This is a genomic window from Asticcacaulis sp. P2_C5 (assembly GCF_056404555.1).
This window is the reverse complement of record NZ_JBFUDU010000011.1, coordinates 43,139-58,975: the sequence shown is the minus strand read 5'-3', so window position 1 is coordinate 58,975 and position 15,837 is coordinate 43,139. Positions and strand designations below refer to the sequence as shown.

Sequence of the window (15,837 nt, the reverse complement as noted above, 5' to 3'; positions counted from 1 at the left end):
ATTATCGGTAAAGAGGCGTCAAAGGGGAAGGGAAGTCGAATGTTTGACTTCTTCCAGGACGGCGAAGGAGCGGATTTCACGCACCCACGGCATCTGAGACAGGGTATCGCCCATAAAGCTGCGATAGGCTTGAAGGTCGGCGACGCGGATCTTCAGCAGATAGTCGAAACCGCCAATAATCATGTAACATTCCATGATGTCGGGTATATTTTTGGCGGCCGACGTAAAATCTTCCGAAGCCGTTCCGCTCATCGAGGACAGACGAACCTGCACATAGATCAGAAAGGCTTTGTTGAGTTTGTCGGCATCAAGTATCGCCGAGAAGCCCATAATATAGCCTTCATCACGCAGGCGCTTGAATCTTTCATGGCAGGCGGATGGCGAGATGTTACACTGAGTTGCAAGCTCATGATTGGTCATTCTGCCGTTGTTTTGCAGAAGTTTGAGGATTTTCCGGTCGGCAGTGTCCAGCATGTCGTACAAAAAACCTTACTAAAAACAGTAGCTACTGTCTCAAAGGCTCTTTCTGATACGTTTCCTGCTGCACATCTGACAGACGACCCGGCCATTTCGGCGGCTATCTGCTTTTTCGCTGCTTTGCGCTTGTACGAAAAGACAAGATAGTTACCGAAATCGCGGTACCGTCAAGGTGCCAACGACATAAAAATGTCAAAATGCGGGAACTGTGGCAATACGGACGAACGCGAAGGGTGTCCGCGGGCTGTGGCCACCCGCGAACACCCGGTGCGCGCCATCAGAACGCGTAGCTTACCTTGGCGTAGTAGTAACCGCCATTGATGCCGAACGGCGAGTAGGACGGATACTGCGCCACCGCCGAGTTATCGCCGGCGTTGAAGTAGGATTGCAGCAGGTCCTTGTTCTGCTTGTCCGGATAGCTGTTGAACAGGTTGTTGGCGCCGATCGACAGCTTGACGCCTGCCCCGACCTTGAAGGCGATGTCCAGATCGGTGATCAGGGCGCTTTCGATGGTCGACTTGTACCAGACGTCGTCGTCGCCGAGGTCCATGCTGGAGGATTCCCCGTTCAGGGTTTCCTTCAGGCTGACCGCCCAGCGGCCCTTGGTCCAGTAGGCGCCGCCGATAAGGCGGTACTTCGGATTCTGGGTTTCCAGGATGGCGACGGCATTGGCATCGAACAGGATGGAGGCCGGCAGGACGCTGGAGGCGTCGAGAAGCCTGTCGACCGTGGTCTCCGTGTAAGCGCCCGAGAACGACCAGTCGACCTTGCCCCACGAACCGAAGTCGCTCGGATAGGTCATGACAAACTCGGCGCCCTTGGTCGTCGTGTCCGCGCCGTTGAGGAACAGGTTGACGCCGGTGTCCTTGACCGTCGAGTCGAGTTCATTGCCATTGGCCAGGATAGCGGCGGTCACCGCGGGATTGACCTCGACATTGTTACGCTTGCCGTAGACCGAGCCGGTGGCGATGATACGGTCGGTAATCTCGATCTGATAGGCGTCGACCGTCAGGGTCATGGCAGGGACCGGGTGGGCGACGAAACCGAGGCTGTAATTGGTCGATTTTTCAGGCTTCAGGCCGTTGATGCCTAGTTGCTTGGCGGCGGCCGAGTTGGGTGGCAACTGCACGAAGGCCGAGGTCGGCGACACGTTAGTGGCCGAATAGAAGCCTTCCGCCATGGTCGGGGCACGGAAGCCGGTGCTGACGGTACCGCGAACGGCGAAGCCGGGCGAGAAGTCGTAGCGTGCCGTGGCCTTGCCCACCGTGGCCGAACCGAAGTCGCTATACTCTTCGAAACGTGCGGCGAGGTCGACGCTCAGGGCTTCCACAGGTTTGAACGCGGCGTCGATATAGATCGAAGCATTGGTGCGATCGTTCTTGCCGGCGTCGGTCAGTTCGAAGCCCGGGAAGGCCTGGGAGCCTTCCTTGTAGGTCGAGGCAGCGTCGCCTGGCTTGATCTCATAGGACTCATTGCGCGCTTCGATACCCATTGCCAGGGTCAGCGGGCCGGCCATGCCGAAGTCGAATTCACGGCTGATGTCGAGGTTGCCGGTCCATTGGCCGAAGATAAAGGCGCCGATATAGAATTCGGACGGCGTCGCCCCTGTGTCATTATAGAGCGAGACGTTGCCGCCGCCGTAGTTGGAAATCTGCAGGTCGTCCTTGCCGTAGGTGGTGCTCAGGTCGACGCTCCAGTCGGCCAGGGTGCCGCTCATCCCAAAGGTATAGGCGTGGTCAGTTTCGGACGAGCTTTCGTGCGGATTGAAGCCGAGCGGATACATGACCGGGAGACGGTTGGGCGGACGCCAGTTTTCGTAGGAGCTGCTCTTCTTGGCGCCCCAGGTGCCGAAGCTGTACATCTGCCACTCGTCGTTCAGGTCGTAGCCGTAATTATAGGCGAAGGTGTACAGGTTTTGGGCGCCGTCGCCGTGGATGTGGTTCAGGTGGGGATAGCCCGGGGCCGTTGTCAGGTTGGGATAGAGAACGGTTTGTGGTGCGACGCGGGGGTCGATGGCGCCGCGATCGCTGTAGCCGTGATACTTGGCAACAAAGGACATGTTGAGGAAGGACTTGTCGGTCGGCGTGAAGCCATAGCTGCCCGACAGGTCGGCGGTCGCGCCGCCTTCGTCGAAATACTGGCCGGTGGTGGCGGTCAGGGTACCGCCGGACGACTTCTTCAGAATGACGTTGACGACGCCGGCAATGGCATCCGTGCCGTATTGCGCGGCCGCGCCGTCGGTCAGGACTTCGATATGGTCGATGGATCCGACAGGCAGGAAGCTGAAGTCAGCTGCCGCGCCGCCCTGGTAGGGTCCGCCCAGGACCGCGATACTGGCGCTGCCGTGCCGGCGCTTGCCATTGATCAGGACCAGGGTGTCGTTCGGGCTGATGCCGCGCAGGCGCGCCGACAGCGTGTTATTGGCCATGTCGCCACCGAAGGCCTGGACCGTCAGGGACGGCACGGTCTGGGACAGGGCCTGGGCCAGGTCGGTCTGGCCAACGCGTTTCAGTGAAGCGGCATCGACGAGTTGAACGGGAGCGGCACTGTCGACGGCTTTCAAGCCGGACGTGCGTGTACCGGTGACGATAACCGTGATGGCGTCGTCGGGTTTGTCCTGTGCGGCGGCCAGGCCGGGTGCGCATGACAGCAGTATGATACCGCTTACGCATGACATGAGTTGCTTACGCGTTACGTGCATATTGTTATATCCCCAGAGCTTAAAACGGGTTTGAATTTTGCAAGTGCTAAGGAAGCAGGCGCCGGGAATTTCACCAGAACGCTTGCTGTGCCAAGGTCAGGGTGACATATCTGATTAAGAATGTTTTACGTTTTTGGCTGGAAATTGTGCAGCGCAACCAAAGAAGATTGTCACAATCCGGTCATGATCCGAATATTCTTCGCTGCATGTGCGAAGAGGCCGGAAGGCTGACGATAGGGAAGGGGAGGCGTTTAGCTGGCGGTCAGGCGCCGGGTCATCGGCATGAAGCGCACGGTCTCGCCGTCGGGGGTGACATGGGTGACGGTCTCTGCCCCGACATAGCCGCATTGGCTGTAGAAATGCACGCCGGGCAGGGTGGCCATCATTTCGGCGGTTGTGAAGCCATAAGACAGGGCGGCGTTTTCGCAATGGGTCAGGAGGGCGCGGCCGATGCCTTGGCGCGCCTGGTCGGGGCTGACGAAGAAGGCGCGGATCTTGGCAGCATCGACGGCAGGGTCGAGAAAACCCGATTCCCGAGCGGCATAGTTATCACCACCGAACAGGGTCTTGCGCCGGCTCCACCCGCCGCAGGCCAGGGCTTCGCCGTCGCGTTCGACGACGAAATAGGTGCCATCGGCAACCAGTTCGGAATCGACGCCGAAGACGTGGGCGACGGCGGCCTCGATTTCACGGTCGGAATAGTCGCTGCGGCTGAGCCCGCGCGCCGAACGGGCGATCAGGACTTCCAGGGCCGGGATATCGGCGGGCACGGCCGGGCGGATGGTGAAGGGCAGGGACATGAAAACTCGCAGGGCTGCGGATTATTCCCTTCTCCCCTCGCGAGGGGAGAAGGTGGCCGAACGGGGTCGCCCGAGCGGGCCGGATGAGGGGCTTTTCGGTCAAAGTCGGAGTTGGCGACTTCGACCGAAAAGCCCCTCACCCTAACCCTCTCCCCGCAAGCGGGAAGAGGGGATTTTTTTACAGCGCGGCCCAGGCGTCGGTAAAGGCCTTGGCCTTGGCATAGACGATCTCGGGGGTATCGCCAGGCTTATAAACCGACGAGCCGATGCCGAAGCCGTGGGCGCCGACGTCGAGATAGGCCTGCATATTGCCGGGTTCGACACCGCCGACCGGAAAGACCGGCAGGTTTTTCGGCAGGACGGCTTTCAGCGCCTTCAGGCCTTTCGGGCCGGCCAGTTCGGCTGGGAACAGCTTCAGCGCGTCAGCGCCGGCCTCGACGGCCGAAAAAGCTTCGGTCGCCGTATAGAAGGCCGGGAAAGAGATCATGCCCAGCGACTTGGCGCGGCGGATGACGTCGGGGTTGGCATTGGGCGAGATGCAGATCTCGCCGCCAACGGCCTTTAGCGTTTCGACGTCCTCGACCTTCAGCACCGTGCCGGCGCCGACAATGGCGCGGTCGCCCAGGGCGTCGGCCAGGATCTTGATGCTGTCGAACGGATCGGGCGAATTGAGCGGCACTTCCAGCACCTTGAAGCCGGCCTCGACCAACATTTCTCCGACCGCCAGGGCTTCAGATGGCCTTAAGCCGCGCAGGATGGCGACCAGCGGCAAGGTGTCAAGGGCATCCTGCCAGCGGGCAGTAAGAGAAGGCGTCATATCAGGCGTCCTTGCTGCGCGATGGCCCAAAGGCCACCGGCCGAGGCGTCGTCGCCATTATATTGCGTCACGTCGGTGAAGCCGGTGTGGAGCAGGGCGCGCTTGTAGAGATTGCTGAGCGTGCCGTCGCCGATCAGCCCGACCGGGCGTATACCGTGGCGGAGGCTTTCGGCGCGGATTTCGGAGCCGATCAGCAGGCCGGACAGGTAGGACGACAGGCTTTCCGGCTTGATATGGCCGAACAGGCCTTCGGTGCGCACGGAAAAGACCAGGGACAGGAACGACTTGTCGTTCATGGCGCGGTCGACGCCCAATTTGAAGGCGTCCTCGTCGTCGATATCGTCATGCATCAGGTCGCCGAGGATTGAATGCGCCTTCAGGACGCTGAACATCTCGCCGGTCATGTAGCTGGAAAAGCCGGTGATGACGCCGCCTTCGACCGACGCCCACTTACAGTGGGTGCCGGGCAGGACGAAGACGCCTTCACCGGTCTTGCGCGAGACGCCGAAGATCTGGGTTTCTTCACCGCGCATGACATTGATCAGGCCGGGATGGTCGGCTTCGGCGTTCAGTCCGGGAACGATCTTGACCTTCAGCTTGTCGGCCGGGGCGCCGACCAGGCCGGCGACGACCTCGTTCAGGCCGGCGGGGCAGGCGACATAGGGGGCTTCGGCCCAGCCGGTACGCGAACCGACCATGCCCGACAACAGGATCGGCAGGTCCGGACGTTCGAAATCGCCCTTCATGACCGAGGTCAGGGCCTGTTCGAAACTGAGCACACCGAGATTTTTCAGACCGATATTGGCGGTGTGGCGGGCGATGATCTCGCCGTCGGCGCTGAACAGGAACAGGCGGAAATTGGTCGTGCCCCAATCGGCGGCGAGCAGGGCGGGCGGTTCAGCGGACATGGGGATTCTCTGATACTTTATGACGTGCCGGGTTTTTTCTGGTCGCGCAATTTAACCGAAAACGGGGCCGCCCGTGCGGTGCGGCACACTTTCTCGGATTGCGCTTTAGCCCTTAAACTTCTGCGGTTCAAGGCCGGTATGGCCCTGCAGAAGTTCACTTGGGATTTCGAACAGTGTCCCGGCTTCACGATCGGTGGGCAGGCCTTCGGCCGCCGAGGTGACGAACAGTCGGTCGAGGTCGTCGCCGGCAAAGGTCATCGAGGTGATCTGTTTCGCCGGCAGCTCGATAAAGAAGTCGACCGTGGCGTCCATATGGAAGCGCGTGATGCGGCCAGCACCCCAATGGGCGACCCACAGGCCGTTTTGCGCGTCGACCGTCATGCCGTCGGGACCGCCCCATTCGTCGGGGAAGGCCAGCCACAGGCGTTTGTTGCTCAGTTCGCCATGCTCGTCGATATCGAAGACATAGATTTCGCCGACGCCGGTGTCGGTATGGAAGACGCGTTTGTGATCGGCGGTGAAGGCTGGACCGTTGGCGATCTTGTACGGGCCATCGACCTCATGGAAGGTCAGGTCGGCATTGAGGCGATAAAAGGCGCCGGAAACCTTTTCGACGGGTTTGTGCATCGAGCCGGCCCAGATGCGGCCGCGGTCGTCGGCCTTGGCGTCGTTGAGGCGATTCATCGGCTCGTGCGGATAGGGCAGGCCGATATGGCGGACGATAAAGGGATCGAGGCTGAGCTGGGCGAAGCCGGACATCAGGCCGGCAATCATACCGCCCTTTTCGCGTTCGATAACCCAGCAGATCGGCTCCTTGAAATGCCATTCGCGTTCGCGGCCATTGAGGTACCAGGCGTGGAGCTTATGGCTGAGAATATCGACCCAGTAGATGCATTGGTCACGCTTCGACCACAGGGGGCCTTCGCCCAACAGTGCGCCGGGCTTGGTTCGGCGGATAATCTCGGTCATGGGAGTTTCCCTGTATGTATTTGTTTATCCACAGATTACACAGATTTCACAGATTATTTCCGGATGAGATCAGCAGAAGCGTGAAATCACCGATCGTTAATGAGCGCCTTTGGCGCTCCTTCATCATGAGCCGACCCGTCACTATCGTGTCAGCAATCCGCATCTCAATCTGTGTAATCTGTGTAATCTGTGGATTCAAATCCTACCATTCTCTTACATAGCCATCCGGCCCGCGCCAAGCTGGGTTGCGCCAGGGGGGGCAGTCCTTGGCCATTTCGCGGATCAGGGCTTCATTGACCTCGATGCCGAGGCCGGGGCCGGTCAGCACGTCGATATAGCCATCCTTGATGTCGAACACTTCCGGATTGGACATGTAGGTCAGCAGGTCGTGGCCGCTGGTGTTGTAATGAATGCCGATCGAGCTTTCCTGGATGACATGGTTCGGCGTCGAGGCGCCGATCTGCAGGCAGGCGGCTAGGGCCAGCGGTCCCAGCGGGCAGTGCGGGGCGATGGCGACGTCATAGGCTTCGGCCATGGCGGCGATGCGGCGCACTTCGGAGATACCGCCGGCGTGGCTGAGGTCGGGCTGGATGATGTCGACGCTGGCGGCTTCGAAATAGGGCTTGAAGTCCCAGCGGCTGTACAGGCGTTCGCCCAACGCGATCGGCGTCGTGGTCATGGCCGCCAGTTGCGCAATGCCTTCCGGGTGTTCGCTGAGCAGGGGCTCTTCGATAAACAGCGGACGGTGCGGTTCCAGCAGCTTGGCCAGTTGCTTGGCCATCGGCTTGTGGACGCGGCCATGGAAGTCGAGACCGACGTCTAACCCTAGATCACGCACAGCCAGGAAGCGCTCCAGGGTGGCGTCGAGCTGGCGCGGCGAATCGAGCCAGCCGAGGTCTTCGGTGGCGTTCATCTTGACGGCCTTGAAGCCCTGGTCGAGGCGGGCCTTGGCGGCTGCGACGACGTCGGACGGGCGGTCGCCGCCGATCCAGCTATAGACCTGGATGCGATCGCGCACCCGTCCGCCGAGCAACTGCCATACGGGCACGCCCAGACGACGCGCCTTCAGGTCCCATAGGGCCTGGTCGAGGCCGGACAGGGCCGACATCAGCACCGGACCGCCGCGATAGAAGCCGAGGCGGTGGAAGGTCTGCCACATGTCTTCGATGCGTTCCGGGTCGTGACCGATAAAGCGCTCGCGGATCTCGACAAAGGCGCCGTCCGTGGCTTCGGTATGGCCTTCCAGCGAGGCTTCGCCCCAGCCGACGGCGCCATCGGCGGTTTCGATCCGTACGAACAGCCAGCGCGGTGGTACGGCAAAGGTCTCGATCCGGGTGATCTTCGTGGCGGTGCCGGTGAGCGGCGCGATGTGAGGTGAGGTGTCCATAGGGTTGTGCTAATCCGACTGTGCCACAGGGTCAAGAAATAAGTATGATAATTATAGACGCTTCGGTAGCGCTTTTCCGCCAAATTAGAATAATTTTCTGCATTATCTTGACGTTCGCGTAAAGCTGGCGCATCTATCGCGCAACCAAACAAGCGCTTGCAACGCCAGCCGAGCCTGGAGGACAGACCCGATGCCGACCCCCGAAAATTCAGCCTATATCTATGACCATGTCCGTTCTCCACGCGGCAAGGGCAAGAAGGACGGCTCGCTGCACCAGATCACGGCGCTGGACCTGTCGGCCCAGGTCCTGGCCGCCCTGCGCGACCGCAACAGCCTGGACACCACACTGGTCGACGACGTGTCGTGGGGCTGCGTGACGCCGGTCGGTGAACAGGGCGGCGACATCGCCCGCGCCGCGGTCCTGGCGGCTGGCTATTCGCAACTGACGGCCGGCGCCCAGGTCAACCGCTTCTGCGCCTCGGGTCTGGAAGCCGTCAATATCGCCGCCGCCAAGGTGGTGTCGGGCGAAGCGACCATGGCGATTGGCGGCGGCGTCGAATGCATGAGCCGCATCCCCATGGGTTCGGACGGGGGAGCATGGGCGATCGATGTCGCCGGCGCCTTCCCACAGTATTTCGTCCCGCAAGGCGTGTCGGCCGACATGATCGCCACCAAGTGGGGTTTTTCGCGCACCGACGTCGACGCCTATTCGGTCGAAAGCCACAAGCGCGCCGCCAGGTCATGGGCGGATGGCCGCTTCAAGGGCTCCGTGGTGCCGATCAAGGACCAGTTGGGCATCACTGCGCTCGACCACGACGAAACCGTGCGTCCCAATACCGATATGCAGATCCTGGGCGGGTTGAACCCGTCGTTCGCCGGCCTGGGTGAGATGGCCTTCGATGCCGTCATCACCCAGCGCTATCCTGAGGTCGAACGCGTCAACCACGTCCACACGCCGGGCAATTCGTCGTCGATCGTCGACGGTGCGGCCGCCGTTCTGGTCGGCTCGAAAGAGTCGGGTGTCATTACCGGGCTGAAGGCCAAGGCGCGGATCGTCGGCACGGCGTCGATCGGTTCGGAGCCGTCGATCATGCTGACCGGTCCGTCCTATGTCACCGAAAAGCTGCTGAAGAAGCTGGGCATGGAAGTGTCGGACATCGACCTCTATGAACTGAACGAAGCCTTTGCCGCCGTGGTGCTGCGCTACATGCAGGTTTTGGATATCCCCCACGACAAGATCAATGTCTGCGGCGGCGCCATCGCCATGGGCCATCCGCTGGGCGCGACCGGCGCCATGATCCTCGGCACCCTGGCCGACGAACTGGAACGGTCGGGCAAGTCGACCGGCCTGGCCGTGTTGTGCGTTGGTGGCGGCATGGCCACCGCGACCGTGATCGAACGCGTTTAAGAACAGGATCGAGGGAGAACAATTATGGAAAACTTCAAAACCGAACTCGACGCCGACGGCATTTTGCTCTGCACCTTCGACGTGCCGGGCAAGACCATGAACACCTTCACCAAGGGCGCCCTGGCCGATGTCGAAACCATCGCCAACCGCGCCAAGGCTGAAGCCGAGATTAAGGGCGTCGTCATTACCTCGGGCAAGACGACCGGCTTCTGCGCCGGCGCCGATCTGGAAGAGCTGTTCGGCGGTGGCTGGGTGGTCGAAGGCGAGGGCGAAGCGGCCCTGAAAGCCACCTTCGACGCTGCGTTCGAAATGAATCGCGTCTATCGCGTCCTGGAAACATGCGGCAAGCCCGTCGTCGCCGCCATCAACGGCCTGGCGCTGGGTGGCGGGCTGGAACTGTCCATGGCCTGTCACTACCGCGTCATGGGCAATGGCCCCAAGACCCAGGTCGGCCTGCCGGAGATCAAGATCGGTATCTTCCCGGGTGGTGGCGGAAGCCAGCGCATGCCGCGCCTGATCGGTGTCCAGGCGGCCTTGCTGGCCATGTCGGAAGGCAAGAGCTTCAAGCCCCAGGAAGCCCTGGGCATGGGATTGGTCAACGAAGTCGTCGAAGCCGGCCAGGAAGTCGCCGCGGCGAAAACCTGGATCAAGACCAAAGGTGATCCGGTCGCGCCCTGGGACAAGAAGGATTTCAAAATCCCCGGCGGCGGACCCTATCATCCGATGGGCAGCCAGGTCTTCATCATGGGCAATGCCCTGCTGCGCAAGCAGTCCTACGGCAACTATCCCGCCGTGGTGAACCTGATGCATTCGGTCTATGAGGGTCTGCAGGTGCCGTTCGACACCGCCATCCGCATTGAGACGCGCTATTTCAGCAAGACGCTGATGACGCCGCAGGCCAAGGCCATGATGCGCACCTTCTTCTTCTCGATGCAGCAGATCGGCAAGGGCTCCGGCCGTCCGGAAGGCTATGCCAAGACCGAGTTCAGCCAGGTCGCCGTCATCGGCGCCGGCATGATGGGTGCGGGCATCGCCTATGTCCAGGCGATCGCCGGCATCAAGACTATCCTGCTCGATCGCGACCAGGAGTCGGCCGACAAGGGCAAGAAGCATTGCGAAGAGCTGGTGATGAAGCAGGTGTCGCGCGGCAAGATGACCAAGGAGGCCGGTCAGGCAGCTTTGGACCTGATCACCGCCACGCCGGACTACACCCTGATCAAGGGTTCCGACCTGGTTGTCGAAGCCGTGTTCGAGAACTCCGACCTGAAGGCCACCGTCACCAAGGCCGCTGAGGCCTATTTGGCCGACACGGCCGTCTTCGGTTCCAACACCTCGACCATTCCGATCAGCCATCTCGCCGAAGCCTCGGTGCGTCCGGCAAACTTCATTGGCATCCACTTCTTCTCGCCGGTCGACAAGATGCTGCTGGTCGAAATCATCCTGGGCCAGGCGACGTCGGATGAGACCCTGGCCAAGGCGATCGACTACGTGCTGAAGATCAAGAAGACGCCGATCGTCGTCAACGACTCGCGCTACTTCTTCGCCAATCGCTGCTTCATCCCGTTCACCGCCGAAGGCCTGCACCTGTGGTCCGAAGGCTATAGCCCGGCCATTATCGACAATGTCGGCCGTATGACAGGCATGCCGCGCGGTCCGCTGGAAATGATGGACGATGTGGCGTTGGATCTGCTGGTCAAGATAACGTCCGAAACCGCCAAGGCCGAGGGCGCCGCCTATGTGCCGATCCCCGGTGAAAAGGAAGTCGCAGGCATGGTTGCCGACGGACGCCTGGGGCGTAAGAACGGCAAGGGTTTCTATGACTATCCGGCGGCTGGCGGCAACAAGTCGCTGTGGCCCGGCGTATCGGAACTGTTCCCGGTGACCGTGGTCGAGGCCGATCCGCCGCTGGTCGAGGAACTGAAAAAGCGCCTGCTGTATGTCCAGGCCGTGACGGCGGCTCGCTGCTTTGAAGAGGGCGTCATTACTGATCCACGCGAAGCCGATGTTGGCTCGATCCTCGGCTGGGGCTTCGCACCGTGGTCGGGTGGGATTGTGTCGCTGATCGACTCGATCGGCGCGGCGGCCTTTGTCGCCGAACTGGATCGGATGACAGCGGCCTATGGCGACCGTTTCGCGCCGCCGCAACTGCTGCGCGACATGGCCGCCAAGGGCGAGACCTTCTACGGCCGCTTCGGCAAGGTGAAAACCGACAAGGCGGCGTGAACGGCGTTTTGAAAATACATAGGAGCGGCTGGCCGGGAGGTCAGCCGTTTTTGTTCGTCCAGCGGAATCTCAGGAGAATTGGTTTACACAGATGTCGCAGATTTCACAGATGATTCCCGGTGCAACGGGTGCGCAGCGCCCTTCATTGCGGCGTTGAAGCGCTGCGCGGAGGCGACAGCTGTCCCATCCGTGTTCATCTGAGCCATCTGTGTAAAAATTCTTTCTACACTGAATGTGGCTGCTCAGCGGCAGAAAACCGCATGGCATGTCCCCCTGCCGCAACTATACGCCATAGTGGTCTTTCGACAAGACATGGTGACGGCCTCCCGGCGTGACGACCATCCGGCAAATTGACCTAACGGAAATTGTCACCCTGTCACCCCCGTTCAGGGGGTGGTCGCGGCAGTCTATCCGGGTTAGGTTGAACACCTGTTTATACAGGGGAAACCACAATGAAGAAGATCATTCCGGCCGTGCTCACCGGCGTCGCGATTATGGCCCTGGCCTCGCAGGCCTTTGCCATGGACATGGATAGCGTCCGCCGCCACGACAAGCCCGACATCAACAGCACCCAGGCGGCCGAGGTCTGCGCAGCATCGACCCTGGGCGCAGCCTATATGGCAGCCGAAGGGAGTGACGAGAAGACGTTGAATACCACCTTGGGGCGGGCCTGGCTGAAACTTGCGCTGCAGGCAACCGGCCATGATCCCAACGACTATATCGATAATGTCCTGGTCGCCAATATGCAGGCCCTCTACGACTCCGGCGACGACACCGTGAAATTCTATCACGACTACTGCCTGGTGCTCAGCAAGCAGTTGCTCGACGGCTGATGTTCGCAGCCCAAATTCTGCTGACAGCCCGGCATTGATCCTGTAATGTGTGCAAAATCGCGCAAATAACGTCGTGATCGATCACGCAGTACAGGATAACGCCATGCATCGCCGGACACTTCTGACCCTTGCCCTGGCGGCTGCGGCGGCACCGAAGCCAGGCTGGACGGAGGCATCGGATATCTCGTTCCAGGATATCTGGCCGGGCGCAGCACCGGGCGGTGAAAAGGTCACGGTTACCGAGCACACGGTACTGCGCAGCGCCAACCCAACTGACACGGCTTTTCTCAACGTCACCAAGCCGTGGTTGATGTTACGTAGGCCAGCCAAGCCAAATGGCGGCGCTGTGCTGCTGATGCCGGGCGGCGGCTATATGCGGGTGGCGGTGTCGAAAGCAGGTGGCGAGATCGATGCCTGGCTGGCCAGCCTCGGCTATACCGTCTTCACCATGGATTACCGGCTGCCGGCCGATGGCTGGGCGGCGGGGCCTGACGTGGCCTTGCAGGACGCCCAGCGCGCCATCCGGCTGATCCGATCGCGCGCCGCGGAACTGGGGTTCGATGCCAATCGCGTCGCGATTATGGGCTTTTCGGCCGGCGGTCATGTCGCCGGATTGCTGGCGACGCGCTTTGCCGAACAGAGCTATGCGCCGATCGACGCGATCGACAACTTGCCGGCCAGGCCGGATGTAGCCGCCTTGCTATATCCGGTTATTACCATGACCGAACCCTATGCCCATAAGGGTTCGCTGAAGCAGATGTTCGGCGACGCGCCGACCGAGGACCAGCGCCTGCATTCGTCGATAGAACTGCATGTCGCCGCCGATACGCCGCCGACCTTTATCGGCGGCACGACCGACGATCCGGCGGTGCCGATGCAGAACGCCATTTTGATTTACGAGGCTCTGAAAGCAGCGAAGATTCCGTCCGAATTGCACCTCTACGAAGGCAATACGCACGGTTTTCCGTTGCGCAATCCGGAGGGGCAGTTGCTGCCATGGGGGCCGACGGCGCTGGCCTTTCTGCAAAGGCACGGCCTCGATAAGCCCGTCTGATCGGTATCGATAGGTCTTATGGCTTGAATTTCATTGCGTTTCGCGGTTGAAGCGGTTGCAGGAGACCTGCGCCATGCCCAAACCCACCTCGCCTAAAGAGACCACCCGCCTGACATCCGCCACGTTGAACCGCGCCCATTCCCGTCGTGCCGTCAACGCAGCCGTCGAACGCGGCTCGACCGTGCTGATGGAAAGCGCCGAGGTACTCTACAACGAGGACATCAAGCCGACCTACGGCACTGACGGCCTGTCGACCCAGCGTGAATTGTGCGGACTGATCGCCGATCTGGAAGGGGCTGTTCAGTCGTTTATCCTGCCCAGCGGTTTGGCGGCCTTGACCGTGCCGTTCTTTGCCTTTTTGCAGGCCGGTGACGACGTCCTGGTCGTCAACAGCTGCTATGCGCCGGTGCGGCGGTTTCTCGAAACGCAACTGAAGCGCTACGGCGTGGTGACGCGCTATTACGATCCGGCCCTGTCGGCCTATGACGTGCTGGCTCTGGCGACGCCCGCGACGAAGATGATCTATGTCGAAAGCCCGGGCTCGCTGACCTTCGATATTCAGGATATTCCGGCTATCGCGGCAGCGGCGAAGGCGCGCGGTATCTTGACCCTGTGCGACAATACCTATGGCGCCGGCGTGCTGTTCAAACCTCTTGCCCACGGTATCGACCTCAGCATGCAGGCCCTGACCAAATATGCCGGCGGGCACAGCGATATCCTGATCGGATCGGTCAGCGTCGCAGACCCGAAGCTGGCCAAGACCCTGTACAACACGATCAAGGCGTGGGGCTTCTTTACCTCGGCCGACGAAAGCTATCTGGCGACGCGCGGCTTGCGTTCGCTGCATCTGCGCCTGAAGCAAAGCGGTGACAGCGCATTGAAGATTGCCCGCTGGCTGGACAAGCGGCCGGAAGTGCTGACCGTGGTCCATCCGGGGCTGGAGAGCCATCCGCGGCACGACGTCTTTGCCCGCGATTTCACCGGGTCGAACGGGCTGTTCATGGTCATCTTCAAAGGCGACGGCGAGCGGCAGTCGCAGGCTTTTCTGAATAAACTCAAATTGTTCGGCCTGGGCTTTTCGTGGGGGGGCTATGAGAGCCTGGCGGTTAATTGCGAGCCGCAGGTCCGCTCGCGACCTAAGCTCAACGATGCGCCCGATCCCTACATGGCCGGGTCATCGATCCGCTTCTATGTCGGACTTGAAGACGCCGACGACCTGATCGACGATATCGAACAGGCGTTGGTTGCGTTTCAGTAGACGGCGGCTTTGGCGGAAAAGTCCGTCCGGGCCTCAGTGAATTCCGTTTTTAACCGCGCGATCAGGTCGGCTGTCGCCAGGACCTCGTGGATCGAGCCAACCCCATGGCCGGCCGACCAGATGGTCTTCCAGGCCTTGGCTTCGGTATCCAGTTCGGCGGCCATGTCGATCTTGTGGTGCGGGTCTTTCGCCGCCGCCGGATCGAGGCCGTGATTGACAAGGGAGGGCGTCAGGAAGTTGGCATTTATGCCAGAAATGGCGTCGGTATAGGTGATGTCCTTGGCCGTGGTGTCGATCAGCATCTGTTTGTAGCCCGGATCGGCCTGGGCTTCGGTCGTGGCGATGAAGCGCGTGCCCATATAACCAAGATCGGCCCCGGCCATGAGGGCGGCCGCCACGTCGCGGCCAGTCGACAGGGCGCCAGACAGGATAATAGTGCCCTTGAAGAAGGCGCGCACCTCGTTCAACAGGGCGAAGGGATGCTGGTTGCCGGCATGGCCACCGGCGCCGGCCGAGACCAGGATCAGGCCGTCGACTCCGGCCTCCATGGCCTTTTTGGCGTGGCGTGAATTGATAACGTCGTGAAAGACAACGCCGCCATAGCTGTGAACAGCGTCGACCACATCCTTGACCGCGCCAAGCGAGGTGATGACCAACGGCACCTTATGCGCCACCGTGATCTGCATATCGGCGAGCAGGCGCGTATTGGTCGGGTGGACGATCATATTGACGCCATAGGCGCAGTCGTCGGGCCCAAGTGCGGCCTCGATCTGGTTCAGCCAGTCCTCATAACCCTCGGTCGTGCGCTGGTTCAGCGCCGGAAAGGTACCGATCATACCCGATTTGCACGTGGCGATGACCAGATCCGGGCCGGAGACCAGGAACATCGGCGCGGCGATCGCCGGAAAGCGCAGATTGCGGGCAAGCGAAGCAGGGATGGCCATAGCAGTCCTTTTGTGGCGAGTCCTCTTTTTAGGGCGGCAGATAATCAGAAATTGACGT

The 15,837-nt window shown here is 61.0% G+C and carries 13 protein-coding genes; 5 read left to right on the top strand and 8 right to left on the bottom strand.

What is annotated here, in order from left to right; genetic code table 11:
* Positions 1-18: 18 nt before the first annotated feature.
* The 7 genes from AC1DXO_RS18945 to dgoD form a co-directional block, all read right to left on the bottom strand.
* A complete protein-coding gene (locus AC1DXO_RS18945) occupies positions 19-474 on the bottom strand; it encodes a winged helix-turn-helix transcriptional regulator (RefSeq protein WP_476979744.1) in 456 nt (151 codons plus the stop codon).
* A gap of 280 nt (positions 475-754) precedes the next feature.
* Positions 755-3,178 (bottom strand): TonB-dependent receptor plug domain-containing protein, encoded by a 2,424-nt coding sequence (locus AC1DXO_RS18940; RefSeq protein ID WP_476979743.1) that lies wholly within the window; start codon positions 3,176-3,178, stop codon positions 755-757.
* Between the two features lie 251 nt (positions 3,179-3,429).
* Complete coding sequence (locus AC1DXO_RS18935; protein WP_476979742.1) at positions 3,430-3,978, bottom strand: GNAT family N-acetyltransferase; 549 nt, start codon at positions 3,976-3,978, stop codon at positions 3,430-3,432.
* A gap of 178 nt (positions 3,979-4,156) precedes the next feature.
* Positions 4,157-4,795 (bottom strand): 2-dehydro-3-deoxy-6-phosphogalactonate aldolase, encoded by a 639-nt coding sequence (locus AC1DXO_RS18930; protein ID WP_476979741.1) that lies wholly within the window; start codon positions 4,793-4,795, stop codon positions 4,157-4,159.
* Positions 4,792-5,703: a 2-dehydro-3-deoxygalactonokinase gene (locus AC1DXO_RS18925; RefSeq protein ID WP_476979740.1), complete on the bottom strand. Its 912-nt coding sequence runs from the start codon at positions 5,701-5,703 to the stop codon at positions 4,792-4,794. Before AC1DXO_RS18925 ends, AC1DXO_RS18930 begins: the two co-directional genes overlap by 4 nt.
* A gap of 105 nt (positions 5,704-5,808) precedes the next feature.
* Complete coding sequence (locus AC1DXO_RS18920; protein ID WP_476979739.1) at positions 5,809-6,672, bottom strand: SMP-30/gluconolactonase/LRE family protein; 864 nt, start codon at positions 6,670-6,672, stop codon at positions 5,809-5,811.
* 202 nt (positions 6,673-6,874) lie between these two features.
* Positions 6,875-8,059 (bottom strand): galactonate dehydratase, encoded by a 1,185-nt coding sequence (gene dgoD / locus AC1DXO_RS18915; RefSeq protein WP_476979738.1) that lies wholly within the window; start codon positions 8,057-8,059, stop codon positions 6,875-6,877.
* Between the two features lie 190 nt (positions 8,060-8,249).
* On the opposite strand from dgoD, the gene AC1DXO_RS18910 reads away from it, so the two are divergent.
* The 5 genes from AC1DXO_RS18910 to metC all read left to right on the top strand — a co-directional run bounded on the left by AC1DXO_RS18910 (position 8,250) and on the right by metC (position 14,835).
* Entirely contained in the window at positions 8,250-9,467 is a 1,218-nt protein-coding gene (locus tag AC1DXO_RS18910) for an acetyl-CoA C-acetyltransferase (protein ID WP_476979737.1), read from the top strand.
* 24 nt (positions 9,468-9,491) lie between these two features.
* On the top strand, positions 9,492-11,690 hold the full coding sequence (locus AC1DXO_RS18905; protein ID WP_476979736.1) for a 3-hydroxyacyl-CoA dehydrogenase NAD-binding domain-containing protein: 2,199 nt from the start codon (positions 9,492-9,494) through the stop codon (positions 11,688-11,690).
* Between the two features lie 452 nt (positions 11,691-12,142).
* The gene (locus AC1DXO_RS18900; protein ID WP_476979735.1) at positions 12,143-12,523 is read left to right on the top strand and encodes a hypothetical protein; all 381 of its coding nucleotides are present in this window, start codon (positions 12,143-12,145) and stop codon (positions 12,521-12,523) included.
* A 103-nt stretch (positions 12,524-12,626) separates the two neighbouring features.
* Positions 12,627-13,577 carry an alpha/beta hydrolase gene (locus tag AC1DXO_RS18895; protein ID WP_476979734.1) on the top strand — a complete coding sequence of 317 codons (951 nt, stop codon included), beginning with the start codon at positions 12,627-12,629 and terminating at the stop codon, positions 13,575-13,577.
* Positions 13,578-13,650: 73 nt separating this feature from the next.
* Positions 13,651-14,835: a cystathionine beta-lyase gene (gene metC / locus AC1DXO_RS18890; RefSeq protein ID WP_476979733.1), complete on the top strand. Its 1,185-nt coding sequence runs from the start codon at positions 13,651-13,653 to the stop codon at positions 14,833-14,835.
* Here the strand turns inward: metC and AC1DXO_RS18885 are convergent.
* On the bottom strand, positions 14,829-15,779 hold the full coding sequence (locus AC1DXO_RS18885; RefSeq protein ID WP_476979732.1) for an NAD(P)H-dependent flavin oxidoreductase: 951 nt from the start codon (positions 15,777-15,779) through the stop codon (positions 14,829-14,831). The genes metC and AC1DXO_RS18885 overlap by 7 nt on opposite strands.
* Positions 15,780-15,837: the final 58 nt, after the last annotated feature.